This is a genomic window from Thermococcus gorgonarius (genome assembly GCF_002214385.1).
In the GTDB taxonomy this organism is placed as follows: domain Archaea; phylum Methanobacteriota_B; class Thermococci; order Thermococcales; family Thermococcaceae; genus Thermococcus; species Thermococcus gorgonarius.
The window spans coordinates 1,225,514-1,242,019 of record NZ_CP014855.1; the positions used below are offsets into that span (position 1 = coordinate 1,225,514).

Genomic DNA, 16,506 nt, shown 5'->3' on the forward strand with positions numbered 1-16,506 from the left:
GGTTATGGAAGCCCTCCCCATTTTTCTCCTCATCCTGGGCCTCCTCATAATCATCCTGGACATGATGGTCACGGCCTTCATAACGCCCATCGGCGTGGCCTTCGCGACCCTGGGCCTTTTCCTAGGTTTCGGCATGAACTTCATGGAGAGCTTCGTCCTGGCCCTGATAGCCGCGGTGATGGCTTACATAGCGGTCGGCAGGTACATCAGGAGGGACGTTGAGGACATCGGCGAGAGGGAGAGGAAGTACACCTTCGACCCCGTCGGGAAGGTCGGGAAGGTCGTTAAAGTCGGGGAGGATCACTACCTCGTGGAGCTCGAAGGGGACAGGTGGATAGCCATCAGCGAGGATGACCTCAAGCCCGGTGATAAAGTGGAGGTCACTGGGGTGGACGGTGTCAAGCTGATCGTGAGGAAAGCTAAGCAGTAAAGTTTTAACCCCCCTTTTTCACTTCCTCCGGTGATCGAATGCATCCTGGAGGGTTTCTTGAAATAATCACCGGCCCGATGTTCGCCGGAAAAACCACAGAACTCATAAAGAGGGTCGAAAGGCAGGCCTTCGCCAAGAGGAAGGTCGCGCTCTTCAAGCCGGCAATAGATACCCGCTATTCTGCCGAAGAGGTTGTTGCCCACAACGGGCTGAGCTACGGGGCCTACGTCGTGCCAACGAACGAAGAAGGAGTGGAGCTAATAAGGGAGATAACCCTTAAGGAGGGCCTTGAGGTCATAGGGATCGACGAGGTGCAGTTCTTTCCGATGAAGATAGTAGAGGTTCTCAACGGTCTGGCAGATGAAGGGGTCTACGTCATAGCCAGTGGATTAAACCTCGACTTCAAGGGCGACCCGTTCCCAGTCACCAAGGAGCTCCTTGTGAGGGCCGACAACATAGTATACCTTACCGCCGTCTGCACGGTCTGCGGAAGACCGGCAACGAGGAGCCAGAGGCTCATTGACGGAAAGCCCGCCCCAAGGAACTCGCCGGTCATACAGGTTGGGGGGAGGGAGAGCTATGAGGCGAGATGCAGGGAACACCACATCGTCCCCGAAGGGTAAGCTGGTCGAGGTAGTCCGCTGCAGGGGGCACGAGAACGTAAAAGCAACTCACCGCTCGACCCTGGAGTTCACGAAGGAGAACTACCTAACGCCAAGGGGGGACTGCATAATCTGTATCTCAGCGGACAAAGGAATAAACGACCTGAGCGAGGAGTTCAGGGCTGCCCTTAAAGAGGGGAGAAAGCTCCTGATCAGGATAAAGGTCGGAGGCCTCGTGGACGAAATAACGGCCGAGGGCAGTCCGAACTTGATACTCGACCACCCCCACTCCATGGTCGTGAGGAAGAGTGACTACATAGACGCGAGGACGCTGGCGATAAGGGCCAACAAGGCAGCGAAAGACATAGACAGAAAGATAATAGAGAAGCTCAGAAATCCCCAGACAGAGGCACTCGTGGAACTAATAATTATCGATTCTGACCCGTGAAGGGGACTCCACGTGAAGCCGCTCCTCTTTTTGGTTCATGCCCGCGCAAGTGGGCATTCCAGTACAGATCTGTTCGCTTTTTGCCTAATAGTAACTCGTCATAAAACGAAAAGCATTAAAAAGCCTGCGAGAATCATCAGGATGGGTGAGAGAAATGGCGAGAGTTGAGATTATAGACACCACATTCAGGGACGCTCATCAGTCGCTCATAGCGACGCGCCTGCAGACGGAGGACATGTTAGCCATAGCTGAGAAGATGGACAGAATCGGATTCTACTCAATGGAGGTCTGGGGAGGGGCTACTTTCGATGTCTGCATCCGCTACCTCAACGAGGATCCCTGGGAGAGGCTTAGGCTGTTGAGGGAGAGCATAAAGAAGACCAAGCTCCAGATGCTCCTCCGCGGTCAGAACGTTGTCGGCTATAAGCACTACCCCGACGACGTGGTCGAAAAGTTCGTGGAGCTGGCCCATAAAAACGGGATAGACATATTCAGGGTTTTTGATGCCCTCAACGACGTCAGGAACATGGAGGTAGCGATAAGGAAGGCCAAGGAAGTGGGAGCGGAGGTTCAGGGTGCAATAGCCTACACGACAGGGAAGGTTTTCACGCTCGAGTACTACATGAAGAAGGTTGAAGAGCTGCTAAAGCTCGATGTCGATGTCATAACCATAAAGGACATGGCTGGCCTTCTGACGCCCTGGAAGGCCTACGAGCTTGTCAGCGAGATAAAGGAGACCTACGGCGTTCCGGTCAACGTCCACACCCACTCCACGACTGGAATGGCGGTTGCGACTTACATGAAAGCCGTCGAAGCTGGAGCGGATTACATAGACACAGCCATAAGCCCGCTCGCCTTTGGAACGGCCCAGCCGGGCATACAAACGGTATGGCACGCCCTTCCTGAGGCCGTTGGCTCTCACCTCGACCGCGAGCTCATCCACGAGGTCTCGCGCTACCTCAAAAAGCTCCTGGACGAGAAGTACTCTGGATTACTCCACAAAGAGGCCCTCATGGTCAACCCCTACGTTCTCAAGTACCAGGTTCCCGGTGGGATGTACTCCAACCTGATAAGCCAGTTAAGGGAGATGAAGGCCCTAGACAGGCTCCAGGAGGTTTTGGAGGAGATACCGCGCGTAAGGGAAGACCTCGGCTGGCCGCCGCTGGTCACTCCAACAAGCCAGATTGTGGGCACCCAGGCGGTTCTCAACGTCCTTTTCGGCAGATACGAGCGCATAACGGAAGAAGTCAGGAACTACATCAAGGGCCTCTACGGCAGGTCGCCAGCGGAGGTAAATCCAGAGCTGAGGAAGCGCGTCCTCGGCGACGAAGAGCCGATAACAGTTAGACCCGGTGAGCTCCTTGAACCCATGCTGGAGAAGTGCAGGGAAGAGCTTGAGAAACTCGGCTACCTCGAGAAAGAGGAGGACGTTCTGACCTACTGCCTCTTCCCACAGATCGCCAAGGAGTTCTTTGAGAGGAGAAAAAGAGGAATAAAGACTTCCCCAATGCCACCGGGTGCTCAAAAGCTCAAGCTCTACGTCAATGGAGTCGAGTTTGAGGTGGGGATTGAGGGCGTTGATTTGAGCGCGCTTAAATACTTGCCCCAAATAGCAGGTTCGGCTCAGACTCACACAACAGCTTCATCCATTGGCACGATGCCAGTTTCTGCCCCAAGTGTTCCTTCGCCTGTTCCCACCCCAGCTCCGGTCGCTCCTGCCGCGCCAGCGGCGCCGACTCCAACTCCAGCTGGCGAAGGCGTCGTCACGGCTCCAATGCCGGGCAAGATTCTTAGAATATTAGTCAAAGAAGGCGAACAAGTAAAGATGGGCCAGGGGCTGCTCATCCTCGAGGCCATGAAGATGGAGAACGAGATTCCAGCGCCAAAAGACGGTGTGGTTAAGAAAATCCTCGTGAAAGAAGGCGACACCGTAAACACGGGCGACCCACTAATGGAGATCGAGTAGCTACTCCTCTTTTCTCCCGTTTATCAGAACTATGTCTTCAAAGAATATGTGTCTCTTAGCGATAACCCTCGCAGTCAATCCGACTTTTTCCAGCCTTTTTAGTGTTTCCTCAACCCCTGTTATCGAGCTCTGGACTATCTGAACGACCCCGCCCGGTTTGAGGTAGTGCGGCACCTCATCTATGAACCTATCTAGGACTTCCCTTCCGCTTTCTCCACCGACGAGGGCCAGATCAATGAGCTGCTCCGGTTCACCGGGCAGGTAGGGAGCGTTGAAGGTTATCAAGTCAAATTCTCCCTCTACGTCCTCGAAGAGGTCACTGAGGCGGAACTCAACATTGTTAATACCGTTCAGTCTGGCGTTTTCTTTGGCCAGCTTTACCGCAATGGGGTTGATGTCAACACCGAGTACATAGCGAGCTTTCCTCGCCATCAAGAGCGCTATCAAACCTGTTCCCGTGCCCATATCAAGGGCAACGTCACCGGGCTTTACGGCGAGATTCTCCGCGAGCAGAAAGGTGTCTTCCGCGGGTTCGTACACCTGTGGGTGGAGCTTGAGCCTCAGGCCTTCATATTCCATGATCATGGTTGATAAAAGGAAAAGAGGGTTTATAGCCATGTCTATTTATTCCGGCCTGTAAAAGCGCTCCTCAAACGTCAGGAAGTCGGCCCATGAGGCGTGGGCAAGGAACTTGTAGCGCAGGTTGGGCCTGTCGTTTTCAAAGGCATCCTTCTTGTGGCTGTACCCCACGACCTCACCCACGAAGAGCGTATGGTCGCCGTAGGTTCTCTTATCCACCACGCGGCACTCGAGGTTGGCTATGGCCTCCTTTATGCTCGGCGTTGAGACCGCCTTTGATGGAACGAGGGTGACGTTCATCTCCCTGAGCTTGGAGGGGCCGCTCTTGGTTCCCGCTATCCACACGTCCCTAAGCATGTCCAGTCCCGGGACGCTAACCACGAACTCCCCGTACCTCTTCACGAGCCCGTGGGTGTAGCGCTTTGGGGATATTGCAACTCCAATCAGGAAAGGCCTGTGAGATAGCACTGTGACCCAGTCAGCGGCCATGACGTCCACTTCTTCCCCCCTTCCGGAGACTATCAAATAGGTCCGCATCGGGTACATGAGGCGATACATGCCTACCACCGGGGACACATACCCGCTGGTTGTTAAAAGGGTTGAGTCCTTCTCAGAATCCGCTACATGCGGAATGAACTTGATAGTGAGGCCGTAGTAGCTGGACACGAAGAAATCTTATGATGAAGTTCTGAACTAATCGGATTCTTTGAAAAAACCAAATTATTACGGAAGTAACGGAATAATCAAGGAGTTCCTCAGGTTTTTAGGCTTTTGCAGGATTTTTCCGAAAAATTTAAATTGACAGTGGCACACATCTCGATGCATCATTCAATACTGAGGTGAACAGATATGAACGAAAAAGTCGTTGTATCTTTGGTCGTTGCCCTGTTAGTGGCTTCAGTGTTAGCAGTTCCAACAACGGCCCAGGGACCAGATATGGTCAAGGTGGTTGTGACCGTGGACAAGGCAAAGTTCAACCCGGCGGGCATACCTAAAATCGGTGGCCACGTGGTTTACCGGTTCAAGCTGATTGACGCGGTGGTTCTCGAAGTTCCGGCAAACGCTATAGGAAAGCTCAAGAAGATGCCGGGCGTTGAGAAGGTCGAGTTCGACCACCAGGCGATTCTCCTTGGAAAACCACCGGGAGCCGGAAAGCCGAAGCCATCACAGCCCGCCCAGACAATTCCCTGGGGAATCGAGCGCGTTAAGGCTCCAGAAGCATGGAGTGTGACCGACGGCTCGACCAACGGCGTTATTCAAGTTGCCGTCCTCGACACCGGTGTTGACTACGATCACCCCGATTTGGCAGCTAACATAGCCTGGTGCGTGAGCACGCTCCGCGGTAAGATCTCCACAAAGCTCAGGGACTGCCAGGACCAGAACGGACACGGCACCCACGTCATTGGAACAATAGCGGCTCTCAACAACGAGATTGGAGTAGTTGGCGTTGCTCCTGGCGTCCAGATTTACTCGATAAGAGTTCTGGACGCGAGCGGAAGGGGCTCATACAGCGACATAGCGATTGGAATTGAGCAGGCCATCCTCGGTCCCGATGGAGTAGCTGACAAGGACGGCGACGGCATCATTGCGGGCGATCCCGACGATGACGCCGCCGAAGTCATAAGTATGTCCCTCGGTGGCTCAGCTGACGACAGCTACCTGCACCAGATGATACAGGAAGCCTACAAGGCAGGGATAGTTATAGTTGCAGCGAGCGGCAACGAAGGCGCTTCAAGCCCGAGCTATCCGGCGGCTTACCCGGAGGTCATAGCCGTTGGAGCTACCGACAGCAGTGACCAGGTTCCGTACTGGAGCAACAGGCAGCCGGAAGTCAGCGCTCCGGGTGTTGACATTCTCAGCACTTACCCGGACGACAGCTACGAGACCCTCATGGGGACCTCTATGGCGACCCCGCACGTCAGCGGTGTTGTTGCCCTCATTCAGGCGGCTCACTACCTCAAGTACGGCACTGTGTTGCCGGTTGGAACCTTTGATGACATGAGCAAGAACACGGTCAGGGGAATACTGCACATTACAGCAGACGACCGCGGGCCAGCAGGCTGGGACGAGGATTACGGCTACGGTATCGTTAGGGCCGACCTTGCAGTCCAGGCAGCCCTCGGTTGACTTCCTTTTTTCTGCCCTTTTTCTGCTTTATATTGCAGAAAAGCCTTGCAGGTTCTCAGAAAGCAGGAAAGAAAAGGAAAATCACTTCTTCCACTCTGTGTAGCCGCAGCGGCCGCAGCTCCAGCGGTCCTTGTGGTTGGCCATGAAAACGCCCGGCCCACAGCGCGGGCAGAACTTGTTCTTCCTGACGACCTTACCGCCCTTGACCTCGTAGAGCTTCCACTTCTGGCTGGTCTTTTTCTTCTTGGCCATCTACACCACCTCACTCCTCCTTCTTTTCGATCAAGCCGTCGCGAAGGAGTATGTACTCGGGCTCGATGTAGAGCATCCTCTCCCTCGTCTCGTAGGCCTTGGCGTAGCCCTTGGAAACGTTGCTTCCAAAGTAGCTCCTGATGTACTGGAGGACGGTCGTGTTCGGGTCGAGGTCGAGCATGGCAGCGAGCTTACCCTTCACCGCTTCCCTGCTCGGGGTAGGCTCGCCCTCGTGTATGATGTCGAAGTATATTTCCTTCCTCCCGAGGAGCTTGTTCTCCTTAATCTCGGTCACCTTAATCTCCATTTCGAACCACCTCCATCCTGGATAAGATGCGCGCACACCTGCGCTTGCATTCGGGTGTTACCTTTATAAGCACTACCCCCTCGTCGGGTTGACCGTAGAGGACTACCGAACCGGTGGGGGCGTAAAGTACGGCCGGAATGGCCGCCAGATCCTCCTCACCGTTCACCTTGATGTGAACACTCCGCCCTCTAAGGGCTATCCCGACACCTTTTCTGACGGCGTTTAATAAAGCTTTCGTCACGGTTCCCGGAGGATTTTTAACCGTCAAAACAACGGCATTTGAATCCACATCGGGGTTATAGTCCCTTCTTTTGGTTCTATGATCGTAGACCGCTAGGTTGGGTTCAATCCCCAATTTCAGAACGTTCTCCGTTACAACGTCCCCTACAGTCACTAAAAAAGCTCCCTTTATCCTGTCCTTGATTCTCAGATAGGGCTCCGGGATCTTCCCCCGGATGAGCTCGCCGAGGGGTTCCTTAAGCTCCTCTCTGAGCTGAGGGGTTAGAAGAAAGTAAAAGTCCGACATTTCATCTCACGCGGATTGCGTACTTTCCGGGCACTTTGGCAGCCTCGGGTATGCTCTCCCTGAGCTTTTTAGCTATCCTGCTCTCCGTGTCAATGATTATAACGAGATCGAACCACTCGTCGCTTAAATCCCTGCTCCCGCAGACGGGACAGCGGTCTTCGGTCGTTATGTAGTGGCAGTGCCTGCATGCTCTTTCTTTGGCCATGGATCACTCCTCCTTAGCTTTCTTTTTCTCCTTCTCTATCCAGTCCCTTTTACCGAGACCAGGCTGTCTCATGGTTAGGCCGATCTTGTTCTCCCTTATGACCCTGCTCTTGACGCTTATCGCTATTATCCTCGCCCTGACCTCGTCGCCAAGCTTTAGGATCCTCTTGGTTTCCTTACCAACGAACTGCTTGTTCTTCTCATCGAAGACAACGTAATCGTCCATGAGCTGGCTGATGTGAACCAAACCGTCCATCGGGCCGATTCTGATGAAGGCACCGTAGGGGGCGACGTCTATGACCTCGCCCTCCACAACTTCATGCATCTCCGGCTTCCAGACGAGAACGTTGAACACAGCCTCGTGGTAAGTGGCACCATCACCGGGGACTATGACTCCATCGCTGATTTCCTCGACGTCCATAACGGCCAAAACTACTCCCTCGTCTCTATCGTAGATACCCTCGTAGGTCTTTCTCAGGACTTCCTTAGCTGCCTCCTTTGGATCCATTGTGAACATTCTCGGCGGAATCCTGACGACGTCCTTAACCTTCAGGAGCTTGTACATGTCGTTACCTCCCAAATAAAGGATGAAAAGAGGTCACTCCTTCTTACCGAACTTCTCCTTGTAGAGCTCTATGGCGCGGAGTATTTCTTTCTTGGCCTCCTCGGCGTTGCCCCAGCCCTCAACGGTGGTGACCTTGCCCTGGAGCTCCTTGTACCTCTGGAAGAAGTGGGCTATCTCGTCGAGGAAGGCCTTCGGAACATCGTCGATGTCCTTCCAGTCCTCGAAGTACGGGTCCTCGACCGGAACTGCCAGAACCTTCCAGTCTTTATCACCGGAGTCCTCCATCTTCATTATGCCTACGGGCCTGGCCTCGATTATGGTGAGCGGGTAGACCGGCTCGCGCATTATGACCATGATGTCGAAGGGGTCGCCGTCGTCGTACCAGGTCTGTGGGATGATTCCGTAGTCGACCGGGTAGAAGAACGGGCTGTAAAGGACGCGGTCGAGCTTAAGGAGTCCGGTCTTCTTGTCGAGCTCGTACTTGTTCCTGCTCCCCTTCGGGATCTCTATGAGAGCGTACACAACGTCAGGAACGTTTGGTCCGGGCTCAAGCTCGTGGAACGGGTTCATCTCTAACCACCTCTTTTACCTTTCAGAAACTACTACCTATGGCTTTTAGGTTGGGCTTTTAAAGTTGTTGGTTAAAAGAACCTAAAAAAGTCAAGAAAGAAGGGCCTCAGCTGGCCTTTTTCCTCCTGTACTCGTAGGTTACATCACCATCAACTATCGCATAGACGTCGTAGTCACCTTCAACGTGATGAACCACAGGCCTGTCAACAAGATCAAACACCTTCTCAAGATCACCAACGGACTTGAGCTCGACGGGATCGCTTTTGCCACCGTCCTTTGGTGTGCCCTCAACTATGAACTTCCTCAGATTTGAGAGCTCATCTTTCGGCTTCCTTTCCCTTCTCCCATAGAAAAAGCCCAGCGGCGGAAGGAAAAACAGGAAGGCCATCGCCGGAAACACTTTTCTGGCGGTCGAAACGCTGACGTCTTCCCAACCAACGCCGATGTGGTTTGGGGTCTCGTCTACATTTCTTACAACCTTGGTGTAATCCTTAGTTAATCCAGTGAAGAACAGCATTCCGGAAGAGTCCCTCTCAAGGTCAATCCTCTGCTTAAAGGGTTCTCTGCCGGGTACGTTAACCTGAACGTCAAGGTAGGTATCACCCGAGGCCCGGTACAGTCCAGTGCCGCTCCTTACATCGGCAAGGTCATCCTCAAGGGCCAGAACGTTGAAGGTCACCGGTATGGAGAACGAACCCGTAAAACTGTCGCTCCACGAGTCCAGTGTGGTGTTAATTAGGTAAATTCGCTTTTTTCCAGAAGTAACGTAGTAGTCAGCTCTGAGGGTTGCCTTGTAACTGCCAGCGGCCCCGGGGCTGGTAGTGTAGGTGTAGTTCCCCCGGATCAAGGAGGTTATCTTCTCGGGATAGTAGTTCAAACTGGTTCCATTTTTATATATCCCACCCGAGAAGAACCCGGAGTTGCTCATACCGGCCTTTTCGGTGTAAAGTGTTTTGTAAGTAGCTCTCACAGTGGAGGGCTGCCTTGAATAAGCGGCCAAAGAATACGCCCCAAAAAAGAGCGCCATTCCAAGTGAGGCCACGACCATGGCCTTGATGAGGTTTTTTCTCTCAATATGAATCCTTTTCATAAGTTAACACTCTCCAGTAAGCTTTCAGAAAAACGAAAGGTATCACGGGTCATCCCCGCCTTCGCAGGATACGGATACATTGAGACCGTTGCTGACGATTCCATAACCCTTGATCTCCGCCCCATTGTTCAGGGGGTAATCCCCACACGATGTGAACTCCTGCTGGTTACCGTTGTTGACCCTCGTGAATATCATCACGTCTATGTGCTCGCTACCACCGGCGGGAACCGTAACGTTCCACTCCATTTTGGTTGCGGGCATGGAGTAGCCATGGCCACCACCGTTAGCGGGGCTGAAGCTGTAGCTTCCGCTGCTGGCGCTCGTTTCTGCCAGGCTCACGTTGAACTCCGCTGGAATAGTGTCCGCTATGGTGAGGTCAAGGTCTTCGCCTGCTGGATTCGTCACCTCGATCCGGAACGTCCACCTCTGGAAGGTCTTCATGGGTATGTCGCTGGTGTTCCCCGAGAGAAGGGTCTTATTGATGGTGGGATCGCCAACAACCACGATCTTTATGGGACACGTGGATATTGATGCGCCTCCTCCATCCCACACAGCTCCCATGCTCACGGGGACCACATACTCCCCGGGGGCTACGTTGCCCGCTATAACATACCCCTGAAACGTGTGTTCCTCACCGGACACCAGCGTTACCGGATTGCCGTCGTCGGTCTCTATGGACACATCCAGTCCTCCGGGCAGACCCGAATAGTCCGGGTAAAGCGTTATGCTCACAGGTTCATCCTCGAGCAGGTTGTTAGTTACATTAAGGGCGTCAAAGTACAGGTAGGAATTCGCCCTTAAGGTCACGACGGCGGCGTAGCCACCATCACACGTGAATCCCAGGTATTCCTTATCGTGGGGCACTACGGTAACGGCCACTTCCCTCGTGGAGCTGTAGCTCCTGAAGTTGCCGCTCGAACCAACCACGAGCAGGGTTCCCAGAACCAGCGCAATAAAAATAAAAGTCATCCTCATATCAATCATCTCCTGCCAGTTTGCTTAGGAGGCTTCTCCTCCCGATTCTGATTCTCAAGATGTCCTCTCTGCTTATCTCAGCGAGATAGGAGAAGGCCAGCAGCACAGCGGTCAGCTCCAGGGCGTAAGCCAGGAGAGGGAGGTAGGGGTTTAGGGCATAGAGGAACCCAATCACTGTCTCGGGCAGTATCGCGGGATAGGTTCTCACATAAATTTCCTCTCGGTAGATCCTCGTATCCTCTGGAACCGAGACCTTCACGCCCAAGACGTGGGAATCTCTCCCACCAACTGTGAACTCGTTCTCCTCCAGGAGCTTGATCCTGTCTCCCTTAGGCTCGACAAAGTAATGGAAGGGGTAGAGGGCGTTGTTTTCCACGCTCAGATTCTTCTCAAAGGTGCTCCCGGGAAGGTACCAGCCCTCCCTCTGGCCTCCAGCGAGGGTTGACGAGTAGGTGAACGCCAGAGTCCCCCACGATGCAACTGTGATGAAGAGGAAACCAGCCACTATTGAAACCGCTATCAAAGCGTAGACAGTACTTGCCCTGATCTTCAGGTATCTCCTTCCTTTTCCCTTCTTATGTCTCTTTTTTCCTCCCCCCGAGCCCGAGAAGGTTATAAAGACGCCGAGAAGCAGAATGAGAGCTATGGCATAGACGTTGGTAAGCCTGCCCCTAACTGATTCTATAAACGAGCCCCCTCCCCTTATGACGAGCGGATGCCCAAAAAGCGTCACCACTTTTCCTATCACGTCGGCCTTTTTGACTATGGGGTAACCTCCATCCTGCTGATCCGTGGCGACGTTGTTGTCACCTTTGGTTATGTAGCCGGCTTCTGTAACGGCGAATATTCTATGGACGGTCCAGCCGTCCCGTCTGTGAAAGACAATAATATCACCGACTTCCCCGCCCTTTGAGAGCGGGTTAATGAAGAACAGATCCCCCTTGTTTATCGTTGGGGTCATGCTCTCGGAATAAGCGTAGGATAAAAAAATGGGTCTGTCAAGGAGGAAACCAACGACTGAGGCAATCAAGATAACCACAATCACAGCTGTTATAATGCCTTCTATCAGTTTCCTCATCCTCAACATCCCTTTAAAGATTAACAAAGTGGGGGCAAAGGCCCCGGAAAGAAATCACGGTGCACATTCACCTGCGTGTGCCTCAAAGCTCATCTGGAACTGATCCATGCCGAGGGCGGCGTCGGTGTTGTCAAAGATCATGCCAACGGGTATGGGGTTACCGTGCTCAACTGTGAACTCTATGTTGTCGGCAGGTCCCGCTATAGGGTTGGTGTAGTTGCCCGCGAAGATGAGGACGTTGTCGTGGTAGGTCTTTATCTTAACACAGATCGGGTAGTCGGTCTGGTTGTTCTCCCAGAGCTCGTTGCTTACCTGGAACATCTCCTCAAAGACGTAGGTGGTGTTCGGGCTCATGCCGTTTCCGCCGTTGTGGTTCGGGTTCCACTGGCTTATGTCCACGTAGAGCTTTCCAGCGTCGTAGGTTACGTAGGGCTGCAAGGCGGTCAAATCAATAAGCTCGTTGTCGTCTGAGACAACCTGGAATGATGCAGACCTATCTGCGGCATAGTACCTGAAGTTGGCACCGGCACCGACTGCCAGGAGCATTCCAATCATAAGGAAGGCCAGTCCAAATAGTTTATTCATCTTTCATTCCTCCTTCACTGGCTCTCTGGCTGTCCGCACTTGCCAACGAGTTCTGCTGGCTCGGTGCCGAGTCTGTAGGCTTCAATATGTATTACCGCGTTGTTGATCGTGCCTGGTGCGTCGTTTCCAACGGTGAAGTCCATGCCAACGCTAACTGCGTCGCCGTTGTTTACAACGAAGCACACGTCGTTCTTCGCCATGTCGCTCGCGTAAACCGTCTGACCGGTTGCACTGTCGTGTATGTCCATGTCAGCTCCGTAGAACTGAATAACTGAGTTGTCGCTGGTTATCCTGACGACTATGCTCATGTTTTCCTCCCACAGGTCGTTGCTCACGTTGAATACCTCGTCAAAGTTGTACTCTGAGTTCGGGCTGAGGCCGTTTCCGTATCCTGGCCAGTTCGGGTTTTCCGGGCTGATGTCAACCACGAGAACGCCGCCATCGTTTATGTACGCGTAGGGCTGCACTGGAGTCAGGTCGATGAGCTCGTTGTCATCGCTGACTATCTCCCAATGCACGCTCCTGTCCGCGTTGTAGTCCCTGAAGTTGGCTCCTGCCCCTAAAACGAGGCCAAAGGCCACCAACAGGCCAAAAATTCCCAAAGCAATATTCTTTCTCAATTTTTTCGCCTCCGTTTGGAGGCATCATGGAACAGGCCACGGTTGTGAGTGCTGGGTCTTCAAGAGACCTGCTTAAATTCCGCGGCACTCATTTGCCACATCAACTGCACCATATAGATGCCCCTTGGCGGGCAACCATTACGGTCGCGCCACAGTTGGTTGGACCCCGGGATATATATGAAGTTGGGGGTTACCCGGGGGTAACGCCACGTTACTCGCCATTACCATCAGGTTTTTTAGGTCTTTCCTTATCCACAGGCCTCAGAACCCGGTAGGTTTTTTCATGCTGAACCACTGCAACCAAGAAGTAAGTAAGTGAAGCAAACAGGAGTAGAAAGTTGCCGAACCAAAGGGCAGTAAGGGCAAAGATAAAGGAGATGCCCGCGTAGAAGGTACTCCAGCTTATGTCGTTTCTCCCAACAACTTCCATGTAGAGGGTGACGTTGTCGGGAACCCGGAGGAGCGTTATCACTCCGCGCTCGAAGGTCAAAACGCCTTCACGCTCAAGTTTGGGTATGTGGGTCTGCATGAGGCTCACGTAGACGCTCTTCCTGTGCTTCCTGTCGGTGTTTCCCTCTTTCTCCGCGATGTATTCGACTACCTCCCTCAGCTCGGCCCTGCCGTTCCTCATCTGAAGGAACTTAATAAGAAGCATCCTCCTCTCGTTTCCAAGGATCACGTTGGAGGGTGCGTTGCTGATCAACTCGCTCACCTCAACCGGTAATGCTTTCTTCTGTTGTATCTTCCGCCGTTGTAGAAGGTCTCGACCACACCGTTCAAGACGAGCTTTCTGAGAACCCTCTCGACCTTCTGCCTGGTGCAGTCAATGCCCATCTCGTTCAGAAACCTTGTGATAAACGCAACACTAAGAGGCCCCCTTCTCTGGAGAAGGAGCCTGATCTCACGCTCAAGGTCTACCGTTCCATTCATAATTTCTCACCGCCTATATTCACTCTCAGTCTGATTAAAGCGCCAGAATCTTAACAAGACAAGTTACTAAAATTCCACCTAACTCTACTAGGAGGTTCTCCTTAAAAGGCTTCCTAAAAAGTTCGATTTCACGGCTTTTTGTGCCGAAATAAGATTTCTCAGAGGATTTTTTGGAGAAAAACCCAAAGCTTGAGAGCTCTTCAAAGAATAAGGAGTGCCTTCAAAATTTGCCGACAGGACTGAAGAGCACGGCTAAACCGACTTTGAAAAGGCCAGAGATAACGCAAGAAACCAGCAACATTCTGAACGTGATCTAGGGGTCAGCGGAAAAACCAGGGGAATACCCAAGGGCACAAGTTATGATGAAAGGTAGAACACGGGGTTCGAAATTCGTCTGGAGCCCAGTTGGATGGTAGCCCCGCGGGGATTCGAACCCCGGTCGCGGGATCCAGAGTCCCGCATGCTTGGCCGCTACACCACGGGGCTGTACCCGTTGATTAGGTGTCGGGTTGCCTTTATAAATTTTATCCTGCGGAAAGGCATTTATACCTCCGATTACCAACATGCTCTGATGAAGGATATGGACTTCGCCCTTTTCATGGAGAGGTACGGCTACAGGTTGCTTATGCTGATAACGGTCTCTGTTATACTGGGTATAGTCCTGGCACCGTTCATCATGACGTTCTGGGCCTTCAGCAGCGATGGCTTGGCGGTTGCAGTTTCGGCGGTTATAGTCCTTGGCATAGGTGTACTCCTCATGTCGATCCCGAAGTTCTGGGACTTCGCCGACAAAATGCGCCACACCCATATTTTGGAGGACTGGAACGAGAAAGATGGTGGTTAAGAAAGTTGGCAAGCCTGATGAGTTTTAACCCACGATCAGGGCCAACTGGAGCTTAGACCAGTAAAAACATGCGGATTTTGATAAAACTTCTGCCCGGCAAAAGTTTTTGATGGCAGTTTACTCCATGGAGCGCTCAACGGAAGCTGGAAAATTAAGCATGGAACCCTTAAGAGCTGGAACTAGATAGTGTTCTTTCAAGGCTTCAGAAACAGGTTGTGGTGCGGTGGCCGGGATTTGAACCCGGGTCACCGGCTTGGAAGGCCGGTGTCCTAGACCAGGCTAGACTACCACCGCATTACAAAAGTGGTGGGGCGAGGGGGATTTGAACCCCCGACACCCGGATCTTCAGTCCGGCGCTCTCCCAGGCTGAGCTACCGCCCCACGCCCAAAGATAAAAGGCCAGAGTGGATTTATAAATCTTGCGGTGGGTTACCAGAGAAGGACATCAAATCTTAGGCTCGACCGCGTAGACAGTCCTGTCCTCTCCTATACCCTCAATGAGCCCGCGGTGTCTCCTCACGCAGCTCTCGCACTCGCCGCAGTGTATCGGCTTTCCGTCCTCAGTGAAGCCCCTCGGCATGTAGCAGGAGTTGGAGTACTCGTACTTGGCGTTTAACTCTTTCAAAAGCTTCGCTATCCCCTTCTTGTCGAGGTTGATGAGCGGGGCAACGACCTTGACCTCGCTTAGCGTTCCATATTTCAACATCTCGTTCATTCTCTCCACGAACTCAGGAGTGTTGTCCGGGAAAGTTGCTCCTTCCTCTGCGTTGAAGCCGACTATTATATCCCCACCGCCGAGGGCATCCAAAAGCGACGCCGCGACCGATATTAGCACAACGTTTCTCGCTGGAACCCAGACGCTCTTGGCAGTTTCCTGAGCAACACTCATGTTTTCAAGCTCCTGAGCGGTAACTTTAGGCGTCTCCCCGCCTACAAGGGTCGTTCCGCGGAGCTTCGAGAACTCCTCAAGGAAGTCAAGCCTGATTATTTTCAGCGGGACGTTCAATTCTTTCGAAAAGAACTCCGCCACCCTGTTCGTCACTTTCTCCTCGTTGCTGCCGTAGTTGACGGTGAGCATTATTACCTCGTCGTAATTCCTCTTCGCCCAGTAGAGGCAGGCCGTTGAGTCCAGCCCGCCGGAGAACAGAACAACGGCGCGCTTCATTCAACCACCTCCGGGAGCAGTTTAATGTTAAGTTTCCTCGCGCGGTTTCTAAGCTTTTTGTCGTAGGTTGCAAGGGCGCCGACGTCTTTGGCAATCGCAAGGATTACGGAGTCAACATAGTGCGCCAAGCTAAGGCTCTGTAGAAGGTTAAAGCCCTCAAGGAGGTACTGCCTGTCGTCCACAAGGGAAGTTCTTGGATCAAAGAGTATCTGCTCAATGAGCTCTCGGGCGTCCTCATTGCTGAAGCCGAGCTTCCTGAAGTTCCAAACGGTCTCGTAAACCACTATCGTTGGCACGATCCAGCGGTCGAGGGAGTGAATGAGGTCCATGGCGCTCCTGTGGTACTCGGAATCTTCAACTGCAGCATATATGAAGACGTTGGAGTCAATCACGGCTCCCATGACATTTCCTCCTCCATGACCTCCTCTGAGATCATCTCAAGCTCTTCCGCGGTTAGTTTTCTCCCGAGTCTGAAAGTTTTCCACTTTTTCCTTGCCCTTTTGATGACTATCTCGTCCCCCCTCAGCTCAACAGTGAGGTACTCCCCTTCCTTTATGCCGAGGGCCTTCCTGATCTCAGCGGGAATCGTTATCTGATAGTTCCGGGTGACCTTCGTAATCGGCATAGTAGCTCACCATAGTAT

The 16,506-nt window shown here is 52.8% G+C and carries 24 protein-coding genes and 3 tRNA genes; 6 read left to right on the forward strand and 21 right to left on the reverse strand.

Going from position 1 to position 16,506, the window contains the following annotated elements:
• The first annotated feature begins 4 nt into the window (after positions 1-4).
• The 4 genes from A3K92_RS06790 (at position 5) to A3K92_RS06805 (ending at position 3,446) form a co-directional block, all read left to right on the forward strand.
• The gene (locus A3K92_RS06790; protein WP_088885541.1) at positions 5-430 is read left to right on the forward strand and encodes an NfeD family protein; all 426 of its coding nucleotides are present in this window, start codon (positions 5-7) and stop codon (positions 428-430) included.
• Positions 431-468: 38 nt separating this feature from the next.
• Positions 469-1,053 (forward strand): thymidine kinase, encoded by a 585-nt coding sequence (locus A3K92_RS06795; RefSeq protein ID WP_088885542.1) that lies wholly within the window; start codon positions 469-471, stop codon positions 1,051-1,053.
• The gene (locus A3K92_RS06800; RefSeq protein ID WP_088885543.1) at positions 1,010-1,480 is read left to right on the forward strand and encodes a DUF371 domain-containing protein; all 471 of its coding nucleotides are present in this window, start codon (positions 1,010-1,012) and stop codon (positions 1,478-1,480) included. Before A3K92_RS06795 ends, A3K92_RS06800 begins: the two co-directional genes overlap by 44 nt.
• A 154-nt stretch (positions 1,481-1,634) precedes the next feature.
• Positions 1,635-3,446: a pyruvate/oxaloacetate carboxyltransferase gene (locus A3K92_RS06805; protein WP_088885544.1), complete on the forward strand. Its 1,812-nt coding sequence runs from the start codon at positions 1,635-1,637 to the stop codon at positions 3,444-3,446.
• Here the strand turns inward: A3K92_RS06805 and A3K92_RS06810 are convergent, their stop codons facing one another.
• The gene (locus A3K92_RS06810; protein WP_088886060.1) at positions 3,447-4,031 is read right to left on the reverse strand and encodes a HemK2/MTQ2 family protein methyltransferase; all 585 of its coding nucleotides are present in this window, start codon (positions 4,029-4,031) and stop codon (positions 3,447-3,449) included.
• Positions 4,032-4,070: 39 nt separating this feature from the next.
• Positions 4,071-4,583 carry a flavin reductase family protein gene (locus tag A3K92_RS06815; protein WP_088885545.1) on the reverse strand — a complete coding sequence of 171 codons (513 nt, stop codon included), beginning with the start codon at positions 4,581-4,583 and terminating at the stop codon, positions 4,071-4,073.
• Between the two features lie 291 nt (positions 4,584-4,874).
• Here A3K92_RS06815 and A3K92_RS06820 point away from each other — a divergent pair, with 291 nt between their 5' ends.
• Positions 4,875-6,152 carry a S8 family peptidase gene (locus tag A3K92_RS06820; protein ID WP_088885546.1) on the forward strand — a complete coding sequence of 426 codons (1,278 nt, stop codon included), beginning with the start codon at positions 4,875-4,877 and terminating at the stop codon, positions 6,150-6,152.
• 81 nt (positions 6,153-6,233) lie between these two features.
• Here A3K92_RS06820 and A3K92_RS06825 read toward each other — a convergent pair whose 3' ends face one another.
• The 14 genes from A3K92_RS06825 to A3K92_RS06890 all read right to left on the reverse strand — a co-directional run bounded on the left by A3K92_RS06825 (position 6,234) and on the right by A3K92_RS06890 (position 14,340).
• Positions 6,234-6,404: a 30S ribosomal protein S27ae gene (locus A3K92_RS06825; RefSeq protein WP_015858123.1), complete on the reverse strand. Its 171-nt coding sequence runs from the start codon at positions 6,402-6,404 to the stop codon at positions 6,234-6,236.
• 10 nt (positions 6,405-6,414) lie between these two features.
• Positions 6,415-6,711 carry a 30S ribosomal protein S24e gene (locus tag A3K92_RS06830; protein ID WP_088885547.1) on the reverse strand — a complete coding sequence of 99 codons (297 nt, stop codon included), beginning with the start codon at positions 6,709-6,711 and terminating at the stop codon, positions 6,415-6,417.
• Entirely contained in the window at positions 6,701-7,237 is a 537-nt protein-coding gene (locus A3K92_RS06835) for a GTP-dependent dephospho-CoA kinase (RefSeq protein WP_088885548.1), read from the reverse strand. Before A3K92_RS06835 ends, A3K92_RS06830 begins: the two co-directional genes overlap by 11 nt.
• A gap of 1 nt (position 7,238) precedes the next feature.
• A complete protein-coding gene (spt4, locus tag A3K92_RS06840; RefSeq protein WP_088885549.1) occupies positions 7,239-7,442 on the reverse strand; it encodes a transcription elongation factor subunit Spt4 in 204 nt (67 codons plus the stop codon).
• A 3-nt stretch (positions 7,443-7,445) separates the two neighbouring features.
• A complete protein-coding gene (locus A3K92_RS06845; protein ID WP_088885550.1) occupies positions 7,446-8,006 on the reverse strand; it encodes a DNA-directed RNA polymerase in 561 nt (186 codons plus the stop codon).
• 33 nt (positions 8,007-8,039) lie between these two features.
• Positions 8,040-8,576 (reverse strand): inorganic diphosphatase, encoded by a 537-nt coding sequence (locus tag A3K92_RS06850; RefSeq protein WP_088885551.1) that lies wholly within the window; start codon positions 8,574-8,576, stop codon positions 8,040-8,042.
• A 106-nt stretch (positions 8,577-8,682) separates the two neighbouring features.
• Positions 8,683-9,666, reverse strand: coding sequence for a DUF5305 family protein (locus A3K92_RS06855; protein ID WP_088885552.1), 984 nt, complete (start codon positions 9,664-9,666; stop codon positions 8,683-8,685).
• Positions 9,667-9,708: 42 nt separating this feature from the next.
• On the reverse strand, positions 9,709-10,650 hold the full coding sequence (locus tag A3K92_RS06860; protein WP_232460858.1) for a hypothetical protein: 942 nt from the start codon (positions 10,648-10,650) through the stop codon (positions 9,709-9,711).
• Complete coding sequence (locus tag A3K92_RS06865) at positions 10,643-11,719, reverse strand: signal peptidase I (protein ID WP_088885554.1); 1,077 nt, start codon at positions 11,717-11,719, stop codon at positions 10,643-10,645. Before A3K92_RS06865 ends, A3K92_RS06860 begins: the two co-directional genes overlap by 8 nt.
• A gap of 54 nt (positions 11,720-11,773) precedes the next feature.
• Positions 11,774-12,304 (reverse strand): DUF1102 domain-containing protein, encoded by a 531-nt coding sequence (locus A3K92_RS06870; RefSeq protein ID WP_088885555.1) that lies wholly within the window; start codon positions 12,302-12,304, stop codon positions 11,774-11,776.
• Positions 12,305-12,318: 14 nt separating this feature from the next.
• Positions 12,319-12,924, reverse strand: coding sequence for a DUF1102 domain-containing protein (locus A3K92_RS06875; RefSeq protein WP_088885556.1), 606 nt, complete (start codon positions 12,922-12,924; stop codon positions 12,319-12,321).
• Between the two features lie 211 nt (positions 12,925-13,135).
• A complete protein-coding gene (locus tag A3K92_RS06880) occupies positions 13,136-13,627 on the reverse strand; it encodes a DUF7344 domain-containing protein (RefSeq protein WP_088885557.1) in 492 nt (163 codons plus the stop codon).
• A gap of 5 nt (positions 13,628-13,632) precedes the next feature.
• Positions 13,633-13,854: a hypothetical protein gene (locus A3K92_RS06885; RefSeq protein WP_088885558.1), complete on the reverse strand. Its 222-nt coding sequence runs from the start codon at positions 13,852-13,854 to the stop codon at positions 13,633-13,635.
• A 410-nt stretch (positions 13,855-14,264) separates the two neighbouring features.
• Positions 14,265-14,340, reverse strand: a tRNA-Gln gene (locus A3K92_RS06890).
• Between the two features lie 85 nt (positions 14,341-14,425).
• On the opposite strand from A3K92_RS06890, the gene A3K92_RS06895 reads away from it, so the two are divergent.
• Complete coding sequence (locus tag A3K92_RS06895; RefSeq protein WP_232460859.1) at positions 14,426-14,698, forward strand: hypothetical protein; 273 nt, start codon at positions 14,426-14,428, stop codon at positions 14,696-14,698.
• A 216-nt stretch (positions 14,699-14,914) separates the two neighbouring features.
• On the opposite strand, the gene A3K92_RS06900 is transcribed toward A3K92_RS06895, so the two are convergent.
• From A3K92_RS06900 to A3K92_RS06920, 5 genes are all read right to left on the reverse strand, one after another.
• Positions 14,915-14,992 (reverse strand) — tRNA-Gly (locus tag A3K92_RS06900).
• 10 nt (positions 14,993-15,002) lie between these two features.
• Positions 15,003-15,079 (reverse strand) — tRNA-Phe (locus A3K92_RS06905).
• A 64-nt stretch (positions 15,080-15,143) separates the two neighbouring features.
• On the reverse strand, positions 15,144-15,863 hold the full coding sequence (queC, locus tag A3K92_RS06910; protein ID WP_088885560.1) for a 7-cyano-7-deazaguanine synthase QueC: 720 nt from the start codon (positions 15,861-15,863) through the stop codon (positions 15,144-15,146).
• On the reverse strand, positions 15,860-16,264 hold the full coding sequence (locus A3K92_RS06915; protein WP_088885561.1) for a PIN domain-containing protein: 405 nt from the start codon (positions 16,262-16,264) through the stop codon (positions 15,860-15,862). Before A3K92_RS06915 ends, queC begins: the two co-directional genes overlap by 4 nt.
• A complete protein-coding gene (locus tag A3K92_RS06920; protein WP_088885562.1) occupies positions 16,252-16,488 on the reverse strand; it encodes an AbrB/MazE/SpoVT family DNA-binding domain-containing protein in 237 nt (78 codons plus the stop codon). The genes A3K92_RS06915 and A3K92_RS06920 overlap by 13 nt, the downstream gene beginning before the upstream one ends.
• Positions 16,489-16,506 lie beyond the last annotated feature (18 nt).

Bases quoted from the DNA above. Each gene is read 5' to 3' on its own strand.
- A3K92_RS06920 (WP_088885562.1), bottom strand. From the start codon at position 16,488: ATGCCGATTACGAAGGTCACCCGGAACTATCAGATAACGATTCCCGCT.
- A3K92_RS06855 (WP_088885552.1), bottom strand. From the start codon at position 9,666: ATGAAAAGGATTCATATTGAGAGAAAAAACCTCATCAAGGCCATGGTC.
- spt4 (WP_088885549.1), bottom strand. From the start codon at position 7,442: ATGGCCAAAGAAAGAGCATGCAGGCACTGCCACTACATAACGACCGAA.
- A3K92_RS06815 (WP_088885545.1), bottom strand. From the start codon at position 4,583: ATGTATCGCCTCATGTACCCGATGCGGACCTATTTGATAGTCTCCGGA.
- A3K92_RS06825 (WP_015858123.1), bottom strand. From the start codon at position 6,404: ATGGCCAAGAAGAAAAAGACCAGCCAGAAGTGGAAGCTCTACGAGGTC.
- A3K92_RS06805 (WP_088885544.1), top strand. From the start codon at position 1,635: ATGGCGAGAGTTGAGATTATAGACACCACATTCAGGGACGCTCATCAG.
- A3K92_RS06800 (WP_088885543.1), top strand. From the start codon at position 1,010: ATGAGGCGAGATGCAGGGAACACCACATCGTCCCCGAAGGGTAAGCTG.
- A3K92_RS06895 (WP_232460859.1), top strand. From the start codon at position 14,426: ATGAAGGATATGGACTTCGCCCTTTTCATGGAGAGGTACGGCTACAGG.
- A3K92_RS06810 (WP_088886060.1), bottom strand. From the start codon at position 4,031: ATGATCATGGAATATGAAGGCCTGAGGCTCAAGCTCCACCCACAGGTG.
- A3K92_RS06860 (WP_232460858.1), bottom strand. From the start codon at position 10,650: ATGATTGATATGAGGATGACTTTTATTTTTATTGCGCTGGTTCTGGGA.
- A3K92_RS06885 (WP_088885558.1), bottom strand. From the start codon at position 13,854: ATGAATGGAACGGTAGACCTTGAGCGTGAGATCAGGCTCCTTCTCCAG.
- A3K92_RS06830 (WP_088885547.1), bottom strand. From the start codon at position 6,711: ATGGAGATTAAGGTGACCGAGATTAAGGAGAACAAGCTCCTCGGGAGG.
- A3K92_RS06835 (WP_088885548.1), bottom strand. From the start codon at position 7,237: ATGTCGGACTTTTACTTTCTTCTAACCCCTCAGCTCAGAGAGGAGCTT.
- A3K92_RS06845 (WP_088885550.1), bottom strand. From the start codon at position 8,006: ATGTACAAGCTCCTGAAGGTTAAGGACGTCGTCAGGATTCCGCCGAGA.
- A3K92_RS06850 (WP_088885551.1), bottom strand. From the start codon at position 8,576: ATGAACCCGTTCCACGAGCTTGAGCCCGGACCAAACGTTCCTGACGTT.
- A3K92_RS06820 (WP_088885546.1), top strand. From the start codon at position 4,875: ATGAACGAAAAAGTCGTTGTATCTTTGGTCGTTGCCCTGTTAGTGGCT.
- A3K92_RS06790 (WP_088885541.1), top strand. From the start codon at position 5: ATGGAAGCCCTCCCCATTTTTCTCCTCATCCTGGGCCTCCTCATAATC.
- queC (WP_088885560.1), bottom strand. From the start codon at position 15,863: ATGAAGCGCGCCGTTGTTCTGTTCTCCGGCGGGCTGGACTCAACGGCC.
- A3K92_RS06870 (WP_088885555.1), bottom strand. From the start codon at position 12,304: ATGAATAAACTATTTGGACTGGCCTTCCTTATGATTGGAATGCTCCTG.
- A3K92_RS06865 (WP_088885554.1), bottom strand. From the start codon at position 11,719: ATGAGGAAACTGATAGAAGGCATTATAACAGCTGTGATTGTGGTTATC.
- A3K92_RS06795 (WP_088885542.1), top strand. From the start codon at position 469: ATGCATCCTGGAGGGTTTCTTGAAATAATCACCGGCCCGATGTTCGCC.
- A3K92_RS06915 (WP_088885561.1), bottom strand. From the start codon at position 16,264: ATGGGAGCCGTGATTGACTCCAACGTCTTCATATATGCTGCAGTTGAA.